Origin of the sequence: Francisella sp. Scap27 (assembly GCF_013394105.1) — a bacterium.
Taxonomy (GTDB): domain Bacteria; phylum Pseudomonadota; class Gammaproteobacteria; order Francisellales; family Francisellaceae; genus Francisella; species Francisella adeliensis.
Genome location: NZ_CP041326.1, coordinates 1,679,978 through 1,698,994 on the forward strand (window position 1 = coordinate 1,679,978; position 19,017 = coordinate 1,698,994).

Genomic DNA, 19,017 nt, shown 5'->3' on the forward strand with positions numbered 1-19,017 from the left:
TTAGACATAAACTCCTTTACGACAAATATCTCATTTTGTATCAGGGCTAGTGTTAAGCTTTGGTCTCATCAATTACATCAGTTCCTTTTGGAGTTTTAAAATTAAAATCCTCAGTTTTGATGTTTGAGGTATTCATTTTTACATTATCAAATTTTATTTGAGTGTATTGATGTAAAGACGTTGAGATCTCTAAGCATTCTAGCTCACCACTACTATCAAATTTAATGGTAATGCTATTTATCATTTCATCATCTTTTGGCTTTAAGATGTAAGTGTTTTCTGATTTTTCTTTTATGTTAAATAACTTATCTAAGTTATTTGCATTTTTGGATAGTAAAATTAAATAAGGAAATTGAGCGATATTGTTAGAAACTTTTTTAATAATAAGCTGTTCTAAATCAGCGTCATAAATCCATAATTTTGCACCATTTGACACTATTTGCTGGTTGTTTGGGGTTTTTGTAACCCATTTAAAATCACCAGGTTTTTTAAGGCTCATTATACCTTTTGAGTTATTGTTGCTATTATTTTGACCATCAATAAGTTTTTGTGTGAAGTCAGCAGACATTGAGTTGATATTTTTAATTTTTGAAATTAAATCGTTCGTAGGCGAAGCAAAAAGTGTTGTAGCTAGAAGTGTGATAAATATAGTTAGGATTATTTTTTTCATTATTGTTCTCTACTTATTAGTACATCACGCATACCATTTTGGTTCATTTCGGAAACTATACCGTTATCTTCCATTTCTTCCATAAGTCTAGCTGAACGATTATAGCCTATTTTTAATTTTCTTTGCACTGCAGAAATAGAAGCTTTTTGAGATTTGATTACAATTTCAACAGCATCATTGTATAAAGGATCCTCACTGCTACCATTATCTCCACTAGAACCATTTTCACCATCTTCACTAGTTTCTAAGATATCTTCAATATATTCAGGAGCACCATACTCTTTCCAAGCATCAACGACCTTATGTACTTCGTTATCATCGACGAAAGCACCATGGATACGCATAGGAGCTCCTAAACCTGGTTTTAGATATAGCATATCGCCCATCCCTAAGAGCTGCTCAGCTCCTTGTTGATCAAGCATAATTCTAGAGTCAATTTTTGCAGAAACTTGGAAAGACATTCTTGTTGGAATATTTGCTTTAATAAGTCCTGTAACCACATCTGCAGAAGGTCTTTGAGTTGCTAATATAATATGAATACCAGCAGCACGAGCTTTTTGTGCGAGTCTAGCAATAAGTTCTTCCACCTTTTTGCCAACTACCATTATCATATCTGCAAACTCATCAGCAACAACTACGATATATGGCATCTTAGTAAGTATTGGTGCTTCATGTGCTCGTTCTGGGTTCATCTTAATAAACATAGTGTCTTTAAGTGGGCGACCATCTTTTTCGGCTTGCTCAATTTTATCGTTTAGTAAGGCAATATTTCTTACACCAGCTGCAGACATTAATGCATAACGGCGTTCCATTTCTTTTACACACCAGCGAAGAGAATTAGCAGCTTCTGTCATATCTGTAACTACAGGAGTAAGTAAGTGAGGGATACCATCATAGATAGAAAGTTCCAGCATTTTTGGATCTATCATGATGAATTTAAGTTGCTCAGGAGTACATTTGTAAAGCATACTTATAATCATTGAGTTAACACCTACAGATTTACCAGAACCTGTTGTACCAGCTACTAGTAGATGTGGCATTTTAGCAAGTTCAGCAAAAGTTGGTTTACCAGATATATCAACACCTATTCCCATTAGTGTTGGGGATTTAGAGTCTAAAAATTCGGGGCAGCCTAAGACTTCTTTAATACGAACCATTTCACGTGTAGGATTAGGTAATTCAAGACCTACATAAGGCTTACCCGGGATTACTTCAACAACCCTTACAGCTGTAGTTGATAATGCTCTAGCCAAATCTTGAGATATGCCAACAAGCTTGCTTACTTTAGTTCCACGAGCTAAATCTATTTCGTATCTTGTAATTACTGGGCCTGGGTAAGCACCTACAACTTTAGCGTTTATATTGAAGTCATTTAGGGTTTGTTCTAGTAAAGAGGATGTTTCATTGAGTTCTTGCTGTGATACAACTATTTTTTTATCTTCAGGCTCTAAGAGTAGGTCAATTGACGGCAGTCCAACTTTTTTAAAGTTGTCTCTTGTATTAACTGCATTGTTAACTGGATTATTCTGTGTAATAGGTTGGTTATTTAATGGTTGCTCAGTTTTAGCTTTAGGCATTGCTGGGGCTGGAGTAGCTTCTACAAACTCTTCAAAGGAATCGAATCTTTTAGTCTCAATTGACTCTATTTCTTCTGGAACTACAGGTTCAAAACCCTCATATTCAGATCCGTTAACTATATTTTCTTCTGAGCCTTCTTCAAAGGATTTATTATCTATAAAAGTAAGCTCTTCATCGTTGTTAGAGTGACCTAAAATTTCTCTAAAAGTATCTTCATCACTTTGGTGTACACTTTGATCTGCTTTATTATCTAAACTTATATTTGTTGATGCTTTTTCATCTTTCGATAAGTTGGAGGATTTATTTTTAAACTCCTCAAAATCATCAATCCTATTAATGTTATCTTTTTCTTTAGGTTTAGAGGTAGCAATATATGCAAGAGTCTTAGTTATTAACTTTGACACTTCTTTTATTAAGTTTAACCAAGAATTTCCACAATAAAGAGTTAGTCCAACAAAAAGAGTTATGGTGAGAGTAAAAGATCCACCAACAGTACTTAGGTATTTAACTACAAATTTTGCACTCTCATATCCAAGAATACCGCCAGATCTTTGAGGAACCCAATAGTTTGCAAAGCTTAAATATAATTCAGCAAGACCAGTACATGAAAGGATGAAAATGACTATTCCAATGGTTTTAATTGTAAACATAACATAGCTAAGCTGCTCGTCTTTAGGTTTTATGAGTAACACTCGGATAATATCAATTATTAAAAAAGGTATTAAAAAAGCAATTACACCAAATATTGCTAGTAGGAAGCTAGAAATATACGCTCCAACAGGGCCGGCATAATTTTTTGTGATAGTTTCTGAAGAGATACTACTCCATCCAGCATCATTGATATTAAAAGTGAAAAGAGCAATGAAAAGATAGATTACTATAGCTGCTAATATTAGGACTAAAGCAATTTTAAGCCTTCCAACTGCATGATTTGTATTTTTATGTTTACTATCTGTCATGGTTTTGTATAGAATATAGGTGTTAAGCTTGTTAATAAAATCAAAGGATATTCTAACAAAAAAAAGCATAAAAATGTTAGAGTCTTTATAAATTAAAATATCTTAAGATAGCTAAGGAGAAATATTTTGGCGAAAATGCATGTTGCACTTGGTATAGTAGTTTGTTTTTTGGTATGGCTATTTTTCTTAATTTTCCCTAATGTTGATATAGATGTAGCTAGTCATTTTTATGATCCTTCAACGCAAGGTTTTGTTGGTGGTTACGATGGGGTTCTTGGGTTTTTACACTGGTTTGCTAGATTCTTTCCAATATTTTTTTCTATTGGTGTGATTCTTTTCCTCCTAGGGTCGTTATTTATCAAATGTTTTCAGATTAAGCATCGCAAAGAAGTTTTTTTTGTTGCAGTTTGCTTGTGGATAGGTCCAGGATTGGTCGTTAACTATATATTTAAAGATCATTGGGGTAGGCCTAGACCTGTTATGGTGCAAGAGTTCTCTGGTGATATGGTTTTTCAAAAACCATTTGTTATATCCAATCAATGTGGTAAGAACTGCTCTTTTGTATGTGGTGATGCATCAATGGGGTTTTGGTTGTTTGCATTTATGCCACTTTTAGTGACTCGTAAAAAGAAACTGGTAGCTTTTACTGCAGCTATATTAGCTGGAGGAGGATTAGGTTGGATGAGAATGGCACAAGGAGGACACTTCTTTAGTGATGTGATTTTCTGTGGGGTGTTTGTCTATATTTGTACATGGCTTATTTACTGGGTTATGTATGAGAGAAAGAAACCTTCTGTTGTGACTTGATGCTAGAAGGTCAGTTTGACAGCTTTTGGTCTGCTATGTTACACTTAGTGATGTCGGTTTTTTACCACAGATAATTTTAAAAGAAGAGGATGCGTAATTCTATAGAACTAATTTGAAAGTCATAACACTTGATGATGATTATGTTTCTAGAGATTATGCCGAAAAAAGTCAAAAAGTTATGATTTGATTTTTTGGGTCTAGTACTGAAAGGTGTTAGAACTGTCACACTTGCTTGAGTGTGGAGAGCTTCTGGTCTTAGCATAAATATATGCAGGGTCTCAGCCTCTTGATTTTTGAAAGCTTTCAGAGAATTTATTTAGTAATAAATTTTAAGTATGAATTGTTAAAAAAAGGATAGTATAAATGTCAGAAAAGTTAAATAGAAGTCTACAATCCCGCCATATGTCAATGATAGCTTTAGGTGGTTGTATCGGTACAGGGCTGTTCTTAGCTCTTGGTGGTGCAATAGCAGATGCAGGCCCAGGGGGTACAGTGCTTGCATATATTGTGATTTCGGTGATGGTTTATTTTTTAATGACGAGTTTGGGCGAAATGGCGGCGCATAAACCTGTGAGTGGATCGTTTTGTGAGTATGCTACCCGCTATGTAGACCCTGCTCTTGGATTTAGTACTGGTTGGAGTTATTGGTTTAACTGGGCGATTACGATAGCTGTAGAGATTGTAGCTGCTGGTGTAGTAATGCAGTATTGGTTTCCTGGCACTTCAATTATTTTATGGGGACTAGGCTTCTTTGCATTAGTTTTTATTATAAACCTTCTATCTGTTAGAGTATTTGGTGAGTTTGAATATTGGCTGTCTTTCATAAAAGTTTCTACAGTTATTATATTTATCGTAGTAGGATTTCTATCTATATTAGGATTGGTTGGTAATCATGAGAGTATCGGTTTCCACAACTGGCATATAGGCGATGCTCCTTTTCATAATGGTTGGTTAGGTTTTATTTCTGTATTTATGATAGCTGGGTTTTCATTTCAAGGTAGTGAATTTATAGGTATTACGGCAGGAGAAGCCAAAGACCCAGGCACTTCGATTCCAAAAGCAATTAAGCAAACATTCTGGAGACTCTTTTTGTTTTATGTGTTAGCTGTAGTTGTTATTAGTACTCTTATCCCATACAATGCCCCATTTTTAATAAATGGTGCAGCTAGTGAAGATGTTTCTGCTAGCCCCTTTACAATTGTTTTCCAGAATATAGGTTTAAGTTCGGCAGCGACTATAATGAATGTTATTATCTTAACAGCTATAATTTCAGCGTGTAATGCTAGTATGTATAGTGCTACCAGAGTTTTGTGGCATCTTTCTAAAATTAATCAAGCACCTAAGTTTTTTGCAAAAACTAATTCTAATGGAACTCCAATGTATGCTTTATTAGCAACATGTTTGATTGGATCAGCTTTTATTTTTGAACCATTGGTTGGAGAAGATAGGTTTTTTGGTTTGTTAGTAAATATTTCTAGTTTAGCAGGCTTTATTGCTTGGTTTACTATCGCTATAAGTCATTATCGTTTTAGAAGAGCATATATTAAGCAAGGTAAGAGCCTTAAAGATCTTCCATTTGTAGCAAAATTCTTCCCTTTTGCACCTATATTTGCATTACTACTTGTATCTATAATAATATTAGGCCAAGCAGGTGTGATTTTTTCTAATTATGATAGAAGTTGGGCTAGCCTTTTATTTGAGTTCATAACAACATATGTAGGTTTTTTTGGTTTTGTAGCATTATACTTTGGTTATAAATATATTAAGAAAACCAAGCTTATAAAGTTAGAAGACTGTAATTTAACTTCAGAATCTTAGGTGCAAGATGAGTGTTTTTTTAATTGGTGGTAAGGTAGGGAAGCTAGAAGTAGCCCATGATGAAGTAAAAAATTCTAGTAAAGATACTGTTGCTATAATCTGTCATCCTCATCCTCTATATCAAGGGACAATGCATAATAAAGTTGTAACGACTATATCTAGAGCTATGAAGTCTCTTGGGATTGAATCTTATAGGTTTAATTATCGAGGGGTTGGAAATAGTGAAGGTCAGTATGGCGATGGGATTGGAGAGCTTGAGGATTTACTTTCTGTATATGATTGGATTAAAACTAATACCCAATTTAAAAAGATTGTTTTGTGTGGATTCTCATTTGGCGGAGCTATCGCATATAAAGGGCTTTCGAGCATTTTAGAAACGAATATCTTGGTTACTGTAGCGCCAGCTGTTGACAGATTTGATCTTACTAGTTATCCTCAACCTAGGGATGTTAAGTGGCTAGTTGTACAGGGTATAGATGATGATACGGTTAGAGCATCATCAGTTTTTGATTTTGTGCTAAATAAGGTGAACTCAGATTTGACGTTAGTAAAGAAAAATCATGTAGGACATTTTTTTCATGGCAAACTTACTGATCTAAAAGTAACAATAGAAGATTTCGTAAAACCTATAATCAAATAGTAGTAAAAAACACAGAAGGGATATATCAATGAACAGAAAAGTAGCACTTGAAGCAGTAAGAATAACAGAGCTGGCAGCATTAGCTTCTTGGGGACAAATGGGTCGAGGTGATAAGATAGCTGCTGATCAGGCGGCTGTTGATGCAATGAGAAAGGCTTTTAATGATGTTGATATTGATGGAACTGTAGTTATTGGTGAAGGTGAGCTTGATGAAGCTCCTATGCTATATATCGGTGAGAAAGTTGGTGCTGGTGGCTGTAAAGTTGATATAGCTTTGGATCCACTTGAGGGCACTACAATCACATCCAAGGGTGGAGCTAATGCACTGACTGTATTGGCAATGGCTGATGAAGGTGGTTTCTTAAATGCTCCTGATGTTTATATGGAGAAAATTGCTGTAGGTGGCATTACTGCTCCTAAAGGCATAGTTGATCTTGATGATTCTGTGACAGATAATCTAAAAAGAATTGCTGAGTATAAAGGAGTTCATATGTCAGCGTTAGTTGTATGTACTATGGACAGACCAAGGCATGCAAGTATTATTAAAGAAGCTCGTGAATGTGGAGCTAGAGTAATACTTATAGATGATGGCGATGTTTCTGGAGTTATAGCTACAGCTACTGAAGGTTCTGGTATAGATGTGTTTATAGGTACTGGTGGTGCTCCTGAAGGTGTGTTATCTGCTGCTGCTTTAAAGTGTCTAGGTGGACAAATGCAAGCAAGACTTGTTTTCCATGATGATGCTGAAATTAAAAGAGCACATAAGTGGGGTATTACAGATCTTGATAAAAAGTATGATATAGATGATCTTGCTTCAGGTGATATTATATTCGCTGCAACAGGTGTAACTGACGGTAATATGCTTCAAGGTGTAAAGCGTATTAAAAGCCCACTTCGTGGTTCTTTTGCAGTTACTCATAGTGTAGTAATGCGTTCTACAACAAAAACTGTAAGACATATTACAGCAGAGCACAGCTTTGATTTTAAAGATGGTGTTGAGAACTTCATGTCTTAACCTTGTTTGTAAGATCTGTAATCAAATTTAATACCTCTATCTATATTTCTGAAACCAATTTCTTATAAAATGAATTATAAAAGCTCTAGATGGTAAATTCCGTTTTCTAGGCTCTTTATAAAAGTGTGATTGAAGCAACTGTTTTCTTACAGTTTAAATGGGGCAAATGCATTGAGCAATTAGAGTTTGTCGACTCGATTAAGTTTAGAGCGTAATTTCAGCTATTAAGAGTTATGACAAGGTGCCTATATTAGCAAGATTATAGACTTTATTTAAAAATAACTGAAAAAAATTTTAGTTATTTTTGGTGGTTTGTATCGAATAAAATGTTTTTCGTTTTGAAAAGGATTGAAAAGCTTTTATATGTGATATATAATCACGGCGATTCACCTACTTAATACAGTTTAGTTTAAGTATTAATACTTTTAAAAATAAGGATTTACTACAATGAAACTTAAGAAAATAGTTCTAACTACTTCAGTGCTTTTGGGTACTTTTACAGCTTCTTTTGCTGCTGATGCAGTAGCTGATACTGATACTAGTATGACAACTGATGTATCATCTACAATGGATAAGCCAGAGGCTTCTAGTGTTAGTAATAGTTCTATTATTACTCCATTTGCTAGCACTTATAGCTCTATAACGAATGAGAATGATACTTGGGGTCCTCAGGATAGAACAGGTCAATGGTATCTAGGTGTAGGTGCTAGTGGTCTTGCTGATAGTGGTAACTCTCCTTCAGGTGGTGCAGCTAATTTCCTTTTAGGTTATAACATCAATAAATATTTTGCTGTTCAATATAATCAAATAGTAGGTAAGCATTTTGCTGGTATAGGTGAAGGTGTTCTTAATTTAAGTAATAGCACAATGTTTACGCCATACGCTGCTGCTGGTGCTGGTTGGGGTAACCTATCAGGTCAAGCAACTGGTGCTTGGGATGTTGGTGGCGGTCTTAAGTTTGAGCTATCAAGACATGTTCAGGCAAGTGTTGACTATAGATATATTCAAACAATGGCTCCAGTAGGCACAGGCTCTAATGCTATGGGTGCTACAAATAATATTGGTGCTGGTTTAACTTGGTTCTTTGGTGGTGATGATAATGCTCAAAATACATCAGCGATTCAAGATAATGGAGCTAAGACTGCTGCAGAAACAATCCCTACAGTTGATGAAAGTAAGTATACTCTTCCAGAAGGTATTCAGCAATGTGAAGGTAACTTCAATCTGACTAAAGATGGAGTCGCTTGCTATACTGTTGATGGCGACGATGTTACAGTTTATTTGGATACTAAGTTTGCGTATGACAGTACTGATCTAAACACTCAAGGCAAAGATGCGATAGCTTCTTTTGTTAAATTTGTGAAAGGTAGTGACATTGCTTCTGTAACTGTTAAAGGTTATGCTTCTCAAGGTCAAACTGGTGGCGAGTTTGAAATCTATAACCAGAAGCTTTCTGAGAAAAGAGCAGAAGCTGTTGCTGATTACATGGAAAACCTAGGTCTAGCTTCTGATAAGATTGATACTAAAGGTTTTGGTTACTACGATACTCTAGAAGGCGTTGATAAAACTGATACTGCTAACCAACGTGTACAAGCTAGTGTTTCAGCTCCTTTGAAGAAATCTTAATCCCTCTTAAGCTATATTCCTTGCCTTTTCTAGGCACTAAAAATAATCTTTAATTTATTTCAGCTGAATAAAGCAATTTTTATATTGTTTTATATGTTTTGCAGTGTTTATTGTGATTTTGAGTCTAAAAAATATGATCAGAAATTTTATTAAATTAATTGTGAATGTCTATGTGTTTTTTAAGAGGCTTAAAAAACAAAAGCTTTATATATTGTGGTTTTGCAGAGAATGACAGATTAAAGAATTTTTTATAAGAAACTTGATGATGAGTGAGCTATTTATTTTCATCCCAAGTATTTCTAAGGGTTACAGTTCTATTAAATACTGGTTTATCCTTTGAATGATCTTCTCTATCTGTGACAAAGTATCCAATCCTATTAAATTGGAAACGTTCTTCGGCATTAGCATCTTTTAGAGATTTTTCTACTTTAGCATTTTTGATTAATAAGAAAGAATTAGGATTGATACTAGTTTCAAGATTTTCATCAGTACTTGGGTTTTCAGTATTAAATAGTCTGTCATACATTCTTACTTCAGCATTAATACAGTTGTTAGCATCGACCCAATGAAGAATACCTTTAGGCTTTATACCGTCATCTGGTTTTTTACCACCAAGTGTTTCTGGTAAATAGCTACAAATGAGCTCAGTGACCTTTCCAGCTTGATTAGTAATTACTTCTTCACAATCAAGAACAAAAGCATTCATTAAGCGAATTCTACCATTAGGACTTAGTTTTTTCATACCTTTTTCTAACTCAAATACAAAGTCTTCACTATCAATATAAATTGTATCTGATATGGTAATATCTCTTCTGCCAAAATCAGGGTTTTGAGGATGATTTGGTACACTCAAGGTTTGTGTTGGCATATCTTTGATAGTTACTTTTAGTGGCTCAAGCACAGCATTTTTTCTAAGGGCATTTTTGTTTAGATCATTTCTTATGGATTCTTCTAAAATTGACATATCTAAAATTGAATCTTGTTTAGATATACCAACAGTTTCACAGAAATTAACTATAGATTCTGGAGTATAACCTCTACGACGAAAGCCTTTTATGGTTGGCATGCGAGGGTCATCCCAGCCATTAACAAGCTTGTTATCAACCAAATGCTTTAACTTTCTTTTACTAGTGATTGTATAGTTTAAATTTAACCTTGAGAACTCTATTTGTTGTGGCTTTAATTCAAATTCTGCTTCAGTTACAATCCATTCGTAGAAAGGTCTTTGATCTTGAAACTCAAGAGTACAAAGTGAATGAGTTATCTCTTCAATAGCATCTTCAAGAGGGTGAGCAAAACTATACATTGGATATATGCACCATTTATCACCAGTTTTAGGGTGATGAGCAAATTTTATTCTATATAATGCTGGGTCGCGCATATTTATATTTCCTGAGCTCATATCTATTTTTGCTCTTAGTGTTTTACTTCCAGCTTCAAATTCACCATTTTTCATTGCTTCAAAGAGTTTTAAATTCTCTTCTACAGATCTATCTCTGTATGGGCTGTTTTTGCCGCCTTCTTTAAGTGTTCCTCGATATTCTCGGACTTCATCAGCAGACAAGTCACACACAAAAGCTTTATCTTTCTTAATAAGAATAGTAGCAATTTCATACATTCTATCAAAGTATTCTGATGCGAAGTGAGGGGTGTTTTCCCACTGAAACCCAAGCCAATTAACATCCTCTTCGATGGCTTTGATATATTCTATATCTTCTTTTTCTGGATTAGTATCATCAAATCGTAAGTTACATTTTCCAGTAAATTCATTGGCGATACCAAAATTCAAACAGATTGATTTAGCATGACCAATATGTAAATAACCATTTGGTTCTGGGGGAAATCTTGTTAGTACGCTAGAGATCTTTTTTGTCCCAAGATCTTTTTTTATTATATTTTTAATAAAGTTGGTTTTATTTGCGATGGTTTTATTATCCATTTGTTAAAAGAAAAGGGTTATTTAATAAGTTACTGATATTTTACTTTATATATAAACTAATAGCATAACTTTTTGAAAAAAATGTTTATAACATATATACTTTGATCAAGTAACCAACTCTATAGTTATCGGGAAGATATACTCTAATGGATCCAGCCACTATTGATGATAATAAATTTCTTTATACAAATCAAAATGTATATACAAATCAGACTTTAAATGAGCTTGCACTACATGCTCAAGAGCAAGCTGGATTTCTTGCAAGGAAAAATAAAGCCTTATTAGTTGATAGTGGTAGTGTCAAGGGCAGACTTCCTGAAGATAAGTTTGTTGTTGAAACTAAGTATGCAAAAAAGAATGTTTGGTGGCATGAGAATGGTTCGGATAATAAACGCCTTGCTAGAAGTAATTGGAAGTTAATTAAGCAACAATTATGTAAGGATGTTTCACAAAAAAACCTTTTTGTTGTTGATGGTTTTTACAATCATGATGATAAACATCGGCTAGCAGTTAGACTTATTACAACACAAGCATCAGCTGCGTACTTTTTTAAATTAACTACTATATCTCCAACAGTAAAAGAGCTTGAGGGCTTTGAACCTCAATGGGTAATGATGCATTCTCCAGAGACGGTCTTAGAAAATTATAAAGAACTGGGTATTAATTCATCAAAAATTATTGCAACAAACTTAAAGCAAAGAGAAAGTTTATTTGTTGGAACGTTATATTTGCGAGAGATAAATAAAGTACTATTATCGATAATGAGCTACTATTTGTCCTTAAATGATATAGGGGTTTTTTATTGTGCTGTAAGTGTTGATGAGCAAGCAAAAAGTACTATGTTTTTTGGATTATCGGGCAGTGGAAAGGCGACTCTAGCTCTTGATAATGAGAAGAGTCTGGTTACTAATGAAGCTGTATCCTGGACTGAATCTCGAGGTCTATTTAGTCTTGAGTCGGGTTTAACTCTAAAAGCTGGTAGTTTTAAAAGTGATGATTCACGAATTAGAGATATTTTAAATGAGGATATTTTAGTTGAAAATCCTAATTTTGATGAAGATGGTAGTGTAATCTTTGGCTCTAAAGATAAAAGCCATAGTAATACTTATCTGACTTTTCCTAGGGGAAATTTCAGTAATACGGTAACAGCAACTAATGAGCCAGATACGATAATTTTCCTGGTTAAAGACGCACAAGGAGTTTTACCTAGAGTTTCAAAGCTAAGTAAGGGTCAAGCTATTTATTATTTATTGTCAGGATATACATCAACATCTACAGGTGTTGAAGATGGCGTTAGAGAACCTAAAACTGAGTTTTCAAGTTGTTATGGGCAGCCTTTTCTTCTATTAAATCCAACAAGGTATGCAAACATTTTGCGTAACAGGTTGAAGCACAGTAATGCGAAGATTTATATGATAAATGTTGGTTGGATTGAAGGTGATTATAAGACGGGGCGAAGGGTTCCTGTCGATGAAACAAAAATAGTTGTAAACTATCTGCTTAATAAACCTGAAGGAGTTAGTTTTAAGTTTGAGAGACAAAAGTATTTTAATTTTAAATCTTTAGTTTCTGTCGTGGATGACCAGTATAATTATTATTATAAAAATATTTGGGAAGATTATGCTGAGTATAAGAAGCAGTATAAGTCTTTGGCAAAAGCTTTTATTAAGAATTATAAGCAGTTTGAAGATAATGAGTTCGCTATTAAATATAAAGATTTTGGACCTATTTTATGATGAATGCTGCGGATAGATTCTTTACTATAAAAACAGTGTTGAATATATTATAATGTGACTAATTTATTTTGAGTTTTAGATTATGCTAATTTACTTGTTTGGTTGGTTGAGCCACTATTTTTCTGGTTTTGAATTTTTTTATCAATTTATTTCTTTAAGAATAATGATGATAGCAATTACATCATTACTAATTACATTGTTTTTAGGTGCTCCAATGATTCGTTGGTTACAAAGAATGCAGATTGGACAAGTTGTAAGAGATGATGGTCCAGAGAGTCATTTTTCTAAGAAGAATACGCCTACGATGGGTGGAGTTTTGATGCTGCTTTCTATTGTGATTTCTTCGTTGCTTTGGGGTGATTTAACTAGTATATATTTATGGATTTTGATCTTAGTTGTGGTGTTTTTTGGTGCAATTGGTTTTTTAGATGATTATCTGAAGCTTGTACTTAAACACCCTAAAGGTCTTCGCTCTAGACATAAATTTGCTTTGCAGAGTATTTTCTCAATTATCTTGGCAGTAATTTTATTTGCATTGCTAGCTAAAGATGGTCAAATGAAGCTTGCAATTCCATTTTCAAAGGATTTATACATATATATGGGCGTAGTATCATTTATGGTGCTAACATTTTTCATAATTAATGGTAGTAGTAATGCCGTAAACCTTACAGATGGCTTAGATGGTTTAGCTATAGTCCCTGTTGTTTTGGTTGCTGCGGGTTTGGGTATATATGCCTATATAGAGACAAACAATACCATAGCGACACATTTGCTTTTTGATTATCTTGGAAATCCTGGCTTGGCTGAGGTTGCTGTTTTTTGTGCAGCTATTTGTGGTTCTGGGTTAGCATTTTTATGGTTTAATTCTCATCCTGCTGAAGTTTTTATGGGTGATGTGGGGTCATTAACTTTAGGTGCAGTGCTTGGAGTTATTTCTGTTATGATACGTCAAGAGCTGGTGTTTTTTATAATGGGATTGTTATTTGTGGTAGAAGCTTTATCTGTAATATTACAAGTAGGCTCGTATAAGTTGAGAAATGGAAAAAGAATATTTAAAATGGCTCCTATACATCATCACTTTGAGTTAAAGGGTTGGCCTGAAACTAAAGTTGTGACACGTTTTTGGATAATCTCCGTTGTATTGTTTTTAATTGGTATGATTGCTATTAAGGTAAGGTAATGTCAGAAAAGTTTTATTTAGATGGTGTGCAAATATCTAAAGTGTTAATAGTTGGCTATGGTTCAACTGGTAAATCTATTCATGAGTTTTTAAAAGCTTTTAGTGGTACGCAAGTAGACATTTCAAAATCTGCAGATGATTTTGAAAGTTTTAAATTGGATGATTATGATTTAATTGCTGTAAGTCCAGGTATTCCTCTGAACAAAGATATTTATGCTCCTTTGAGAATTCATGAAAATATAATAAGCGATATGGATATCTTTTATGATCAAATAAAAGATACTCTTTCTAAAACTATAGTAGTTACAGGCTCAAATGGTAAGAGTACAACGGTTACTATGCTTAATTATGTACTTAATTATCTTGGCTATAAAAGCGTCCTTATAGGTAATATCGGAACACCTGTGTTATCAATTATTGATGATGAATTTGATTACTATGTAATAGAGCTTTCTAGTTTTCAGATAGACTTATTAAGAAAAGCTAAGTTTGATATTGGTTGTGTGATAAATGTGTCACCAGATCATCTTGATAGATATGATAGTTTTGAAGAATATAAACAGTCTAAGCTTAATCTTGAGAATTTTTGTGAAGAGTTTATTGCTTATGATGTCGGGACTAAGGGTGTTAAATATGAAGGATGTTATGCTATTCGTAGAGGAAACATATATAAGAACACTACTAAAATATTAAGTATGGAGGAAGTCCATCTATTTGGTAACCATAATCTTGAAAATATTGTAGTAGTTTTAAACATATTAGATAAGCTAAATATTGATACTTTCCAGGCAGTTTTTGCTATAAAAACATTTAAAGGTTTAGAGCATAGATGTAGGGTTGTAGAAACAGTTGATCGAGTGTTATATATAAATGACTCAAAAGGTACTAATGTAGGAGCTACTATCGCCGCACTTTATAGCATTACAGATACTAGAAATATAGTGCTTTTATTAGGAGGTGTTGCAAAGGGTGGTGATTTTACTCTTATGGAAGATATTCTTAAAAAGTATGTTAAGTACTTACATATATATGGGCAAGATAGAGATTATATAGAGAATCAAATTGGAGATTTTTGTGATCACGAGCTTAATAAAAATATGAAAGAAGCTTTTGCTAGCGCATCAAAAAATGCTGATGATAATGATGTTATATTGTTATCGCCTGCTTGTGCTAGTTTTGATGAGTTTAAAAATTATGAAGAGCGTGGAGAAGCTTTTGAAAAGCTAGTTAAACAGCTTTTACCACCAAAGAAAAAACTTTGGAAAGGGCTTAAAAAAAGTGCTATATAGGTTAAAGGTTTTACTTAGCCGACAAAATGCAAAAAAAGAAAGAGTAAGGGCAAAACTAGAGATTGATATATCGTTAGTCTTTATAATGTTAGGAATGTTGGCATTTGGTTGGATTATGGTTACATCAGCTTCAATGGTTGTGGCCCTAGATGACTATAATAATCCTTATTTTTATTCTATTAGGCAAGGTTTCTTCGCAATAATTTCTATATTTTTGTTTTTACTAGCATTGTTAGTGCCAACTAAAAATTACGAAAAAAATTACAATGCATTCTTTTTTATTATGCTATTAGTGCTTGTGGCGGTATTAGTTCCAGGAGTAGGTAAAAGTGTTAATGGAGCAAGGCGTTGGATACCATTGGTTATAATTAATATTCAAGTTGCTGAATTAGCAAAACTTTTGGCAATAATATTTTTCTCTGGATATATTGCTAATACTTTAGATCACATGAAAAACTTCAAGGAAGGAATTCTTACACCTATTTCACTTCTTGGTTGTATAGCTATACTTTTGCTGATGCAACCAGATTTTGGTTCTACAGTTGTTATATCAATATGTGTTTTGGGCATGCTTTTTGTTGGTGGTAACAAAGTTCAATGGTATGGTTTACTTCTTGTTGCTATGATACTAATGGCTGCAACTCTAGTTGTGATCTCACCATACAGAATGCATAGAATCACAGGTTTTTTACATCCTTGGGAAAATGCTAATGGCTCTGGTTATCAGCTTGTACAAGCTTTGATTGGCTTCGGTCGAGGTGGTTGGTTTGGAGATGGTCTAGGTAACGGTGTTCAAAAGCAATTCTTCTTACCAGAAGCACATACCGATTTTATTACATCTGTAATAGCAGAAGAGATTGGTGTGGTTGGTTTAATGGTTCTTTTATGTGTATATTTGTTTATTGTATTTAAGGCTTTAAATATAGCAAAGTTGGCATTTGAATTAAAAAGGCATTATCAAGCATTTCTAGCCTACGGTATAGGCTTTTGGATGGGCTTTCAGGTGTTTGTTAATATTGGGGTAAATACGGGGTTATTACCGACAAAAGGGCTTACTCTACCGTTTATAAGTTATGGTGGTAGTAGCTTACTTATAATGTGTTATACGATCGGAATATTGCTCAGAATAGACTTTGAAAATAAGCTTTTAGCAGATACGATAAATCCTAGGTATTTTTATAAAAAGGTTAAGAATTGATTTTGAAGAACCATATAGGCTAAAATTAGTAACTATAGAGTCTTAGCCTTAATATAGGTGAGTGCTGAATTCATCTTAGATTGTTTTATAAGTTAGATAAAAAATTATAGTTTAGTAAATTGTTCAGGCTTTTCCTCTTTGCCTTCAAATAAAAATTTGTGCATCTCTTCCTTAAGAAACTCTTTTGATTTTGGGTCAATAAGGTTTAAACGATACTCATTTATAAGAATAGTTTGATGAGCTAACCATGCTTGCCATGCCTGTTGAGAAATTTCAGCTTGGATTTTTTTACCTAGCTCACCAGGTAATGGTTGAAAGGTAAGAGCATCTAGTTCTTTGTCATATTTTTTGCAATGTACTTTTGACATTTTTATTCCTTAGTTTGTAACTGGAGTTACGGGCTGAACATATTTGCATAATTATATTTTAGCGAGTGCGATAGTGCAAGTTTTTACGAGTTCCCTTTTGTTTACTTTTTAGTATAAGAAGGGTGGTTTTTAAATGCATCTTTTTGGTTTTGGTAAACCAGCTATTTTAGCTGCTTGAACAGCTGGTGAAACAGGAAATAACATCTGTAAATATAGACTATTACCAGTTTTTTCACCGTGCTTGATTTTTAGATTTTTAACAAGTTCACGAATAGCAGGAGATTTTTTGTTTTCAGCGTAAAATTCACGCAAAAAATCTATGACTAAAAAATGGTTATCATTTAGCTCTAAATTTTCATTATCGGCAGTTATTTTGCAAAAATTGTGATCCCAACTATCGAAATCTACTAAAAAGCCTTCAGTGTCTATGTTGTAGTTATCCACAAATATGGTAAAATTTAATATTAGTTTTTATTATCTACAATTATATCAAACAAAGTTTAGTATGTTTAATTGTTTTAATTTTCAAAAAGGCACCATAAATGAAAGTAATATTATATACAGCTAAGTATTGTCCTTATTCACTTAGGGCTAGAATTGCTCTTGCAGAAAAAAAGATGGCGATGGAAATTGTCGAAGCAGGGGATTTAACTCCAGAAATGCAAAAAAAAGTTTCTCCGAATGGTCTATTCCCAGTTTTAAAGGAAAAAGGTTATAGTATAAATAACCGCAGATCGTTGTTGGTTTATATTGATGAGAGGTTTCCAGCTCCAGGATTGTTGCCGAGTGTGGTTAATGATCGTATAAAAATTCGTCAATCTTTATCTAAGATTGATAATGAGTGGTATCCTGTTCTAGATAAGATAAGAGAAGTTAGAACAAATAAGCTTAAATTAAAAACTATTTTTAAGGATTTAAAGGATAGTTTGCTTACTTTTGAGAAAGCTTTTGCTGAAACTGATTATTTTATAAGTTCTTCATTTACCCTTGCAGACTGCTATATTGCTGCATATATCATCTCATTAGAGGCTGAAGGTTTTGTGATTGATGAAAGTTTTGGTGCAATTCATGAGTATAAAAAACGTGTATTTGCTCGTGATTCTGTTAGAAAGGCAAATATTAAAGGTAATGCGAATGATTCACTTCTTAAAACTTTAAGGGCTCAAAAGTAAAACTATGTGGTACGAAAATTTTGTAAGCTTTGTGTTTTTTGCATTAAGTGTATTGCTTGTTGTGGTTGCTGTAGTATTTGTCGTTGGTAGTTTTTTTTCATTGCTTGCTAAAGCAAAACAAGAGGTTGCTAAACTTGCAGATGGTAGGCTTGAAATTAAAAAACTAGGCGATGATTATAAAGAAACAAAAAATGAGATTTTAGAGACAATTTTAGATAAAAAAGAATATAAAAGCTTTACAAAAGAACAGAAGAAAAAGTCTAAAGAAGAATCTCCTAAAAATAAAATATTTGTAATAAGTTTTAAAGGCGATGTTCATGCTTCACAAGTAGAATGCTTGCGTCAAGAAGTGACAGCTGTGCTAGCTGCTGCGAAATCTGAAGATGAAATAATTGTGAGAATAGATAGCCCGGGTGGTGTGGTAAATGGTTATGGTTTTGCTGCGGCTCAGCTTGAAAGAATTCGCCAAGCGGGACTTAACCTAACTATATGTATTGATCAAGTAGCTGCATCTGGTGGTTACATGATGTCTGCAGTTGGTCATAAAATAATCTCAGCACCTTTTGCTATTGTTGGGTCTATTGGTGTGATTGGGCAGGTACCAAACATCCATGATTTGCTTGAGAAAAATGGTGTAAATGTTGAAATGCATACATCTGGAGAGTTTAAGCGAACACTTACTACGATGGGTGAAAATACTGATGAAGGTCGTGCTAAATTTAAGCAAGATCTTGAAAATATTCACGAGCTTTTCAAAAAGCATATTCTTACTTATAGACCGTCACTTGATATGCAAAAAGTAGGTACAGGTGAGTATTGGTTTGGTAAAGATGCTTTAGATCTTGGTTTGGTAGATAAACTTCAAACTTATGATGATTATATAATTGAGCATTTAAATAATAATCTTGATGTATACCAAGTACAATTTGTAATAAAAAAAGATAAAGGTTTTTTAAAGTCTAAATTAGCTATGATAAGAAAAACTTTTACAAACCTTTTGTATGCTCGTAAAATAATGTAGG

Annotated in this window: 15 protein-coding genes, 2 pseudogenes and 1 riboswitch; of the genes and pseudogenes, 11 read left to right on the plus strand and 6 right to left on the minus strand. The window is 33.6% G+C overall.

What is annotated here, in order from left to right:
- Positions 1 to 52 precede the first annotated feature (52 nt).
- The 3 genes and pseudogenes from lolA to FLM55_RS09575 form a co-directional block, all read right to left on the minus strand.
- On the minus strand, positions 53 to 670 hold the full coding sequence (gene lolA, locus FLM55_RS08045) for an outer membrane lipoprotein chaperone LolA (RefSeq protein WP_112870443.1): 618 nt from the start codon (positions 668 to 670) through the stop codon (positions 53 to 55).
- A pseudogene (locus FLM55_RS09570) lies at positions 670 to 2,142 on the minus strand (DNA translocase FtsK); the annotation flags it as partial. The pseudogene FLM55_RS09570 and the gene lolA, both read right to left, overlap by 1 nt.
- A gap of 533 nt (positions 2,143 to 2,675) precedes the next feature.
- Positions 2,676 to 3,207 (minus strand): annotated as a pseudogene (locus FLM55_RS09575) (DNA translocase FtsK 4TM domain-containing protein); the annotation flags it as partial.
- Positions 3,208 to 3,342: 135 nt separating this feature from the next.
- On the opposite strand from FLM55_RS09575, the gene lpxF reads away from it, so the two are divergent.
- From lpxF to FLM55_RS08075, 5 genes are all read left to right on the plus strand, one after another.
- Entirely contained in the window at positions 3,343 to 4,014 is a 672-nt protein-coding gene (lpxF, locus tag FLM55_RS08055) for a lipid A 4'-phosphatase LpxF (protein ID WP_373193981.1), read from the plus strand.
- A 75-nt stretch (positions 4,015 to 4,089) separates the two neighbouring features.
- Positions 4,090 to 4,271, plus strand: a riboswitch (Lysine riboswitch).
- Between the two features lie 106 nt (positions 4,272 to 4,377).
- Positions 4,378 to 5,832, plus strand: a complete 1,455-nt coding sequence (locus FLM55_RS08060) for an amino acid permease (RefSeq protein WP_178948794.1) — start codon at positions 4,378 to 4,380, stop codon at positions 5,830 to 5,832.
- 7 nt (positions 5,833 to 5,839) lie between these two features.
- On the plus strand, positions 5,840 to 6,472 hold the full coding sequence (locus tag FLM55_RS08065) for an alpha/beta hydrolase (protein ID WP_178948795.1): 633 nt from the start codon (positions 5,840 to 5,842) through the stop codon (positions 6,470 to 6,472).
- Between the two features lie 28 nt (positions 6,473 to 6,500).
- Entirely contained in the window at positions 6,501 to 7,487 is a 987-nt protein-coding gene (gene glpX, locus FLM55_RS08070; protein WP_112870438.1) for a class II fructose-bisphosphatase, read from the plus strand.
- 447 nt (positions 7,488 to 7,934) lie between these two features.
- The gene (locus FLM55_RS08075; RefSeq protein ID WP_178948796.1) at positions 7,935 to 9,113 is read left to right on the plus strand and encodes an OmpA family protein; all 1,179 of its coding nucleotides are present in this window, start codon (positions 7,935 to 7,937) and stop codon (positions 9,111 to 9,113) included.
- Positions 9,114 to 9,387: 274 nt separating this feature from the next.
- Here FLM55_RS08075 and FLM55_RS08080 read toward each other — a convergent pair whose 3' ends face one another.
- The gene (locus tag FLM55_RS08080) at positions 9,388 to 11,052 is read right to left on the minus strand and encodes a glutamine--tRNA ligase/YqeY domain fusion protein (protein WP_178948797.1); all 1,665 of its coding nucleotides are present in this window, start codon (positions 11,050 to 11,052) and stop codon (positions 9,388 to 9,390) included.
- A 146-nt stretch (positions 11,053 to 11,198) separates the two neighbouring features.
- Between FLM55_RS08080 and FLM55_RS08085 the strand changes: the two genes are divergently transcribed.
- From FLM55_RS08085 to ftsW, 4 genes are all read left to right on the plus strand, one after another.
- Positions 11,199 to 12,788 carry a phosphoenolpyruvate carboxykinase (ATP) gene (locus FLM55_RS08085; RefSeq protein WP_178948798.1) on the plus strand — a complete coding sequence of 530 codons (1,590 nt, stop codon included), beginning with the start codon at positions 11,199 to 11,201 and terminating at the stop codon, positions 12,786 to 12,788.
- Positions 12,789 to 12,870: 82 nt separating this feature from the next.
- Complete coding sequence (gene mraY / locus FLM55_RS08090; protein WP_112870434.1) at positions 12,871 to 13,968, plus strand: phospho-N-acetylmuramoyl-pentapeptide-transferase; 1,098 nt, start codon at positions 12,871 to 12,873, stop codon at positions 13,966 to 13,968.
- Positions 13,968 to 15,257, plus strand: a complete 1,290-nt coding sequence (gene murD / locus FLM55_RS08095; RefSeq protein ID WP_178948799.1) for a UDP-N-acetylmuramoyl-L-alanine--D-glutamate ligase — start codon at positions 13,968 to 13,970, stop codon at positions 15,255 to 15,257. Before mraY ends, murD begins: the two co-directional genes overlap by 1 nt.
- Positions 15,247 to 16,455, plus strand: a complete 1,209-nt coding sequence (gene ftsW / locus FLM55_RS08100; protein WP_178948800.1) for a putative lipid II flippase FtsW — start codon at positions 15,247 to 15,249, stop codon at positions 16,453 to 16,455. The genes murD and ftsW overlap by 11 nt, the downstream gene beginning before the upstream one ends.
- Before the next feature lie 104 nt (positions 16,456 to 16,559).
- Here ftsW and FLM55_RS08105 read toward each other — a convergent pair whose 3' ends face one another.
- Both FLM55_RS08105 and FLM55_RS08110 read right to left on the minus strand, forming a co-directional pair.
- Positions 16,560 to 16,823, minus strand: coding sequence for an oxidative damage protection protein (locus FLM55_RS08105; protein ID WP_178948801.1), 264 nt, complete (start codon positions 16,821 to 16,823; stop codon positions 16,560 to 16,562).
- Between the two features lie 129 nt (positions 16,824 to 16,952).
- Complete coding sequence (locus FLM55_RS08110) at positions 16,953 to 17,267, minus strand: TusE/DsrC/DsvC family sulfur relay protein (RefSeq protein WP_178948802.1); 315 nt, start codon at positions 17,265 to 17,267, stop codon at positions 16,953 to 16,955.
- A gap of 98 nt (positions 17,268 to 17,365) precedes the next feature.
- On the opposite strand from FLM55_RS08110, the gene FLM55_RS08115 reads away from it, so the two are divergent.
- A complete protein-coding gene (locus FLM55_RS08115) occupies positions 17,366 to 17,995 on the plus strand; it encodes a glutathione S-transferase family protein (RefSeq protein WP_178948803.1) in 630 nt (209 codons plus the stop codon).
- Between the two features lie 4 nt (positions 17,996 to 17,999).
- A complete protein-coding gene (gene sohB / locus FLM55_RS08120) occupies positions 18,000 to 19,016 on the plus strand; it encodes a protease SohB (protein WP_178948804.1) in 1,017 nt (338 codons plus the stop codon).
- Position 19,017: the final 1 nt, after the last annotated feature.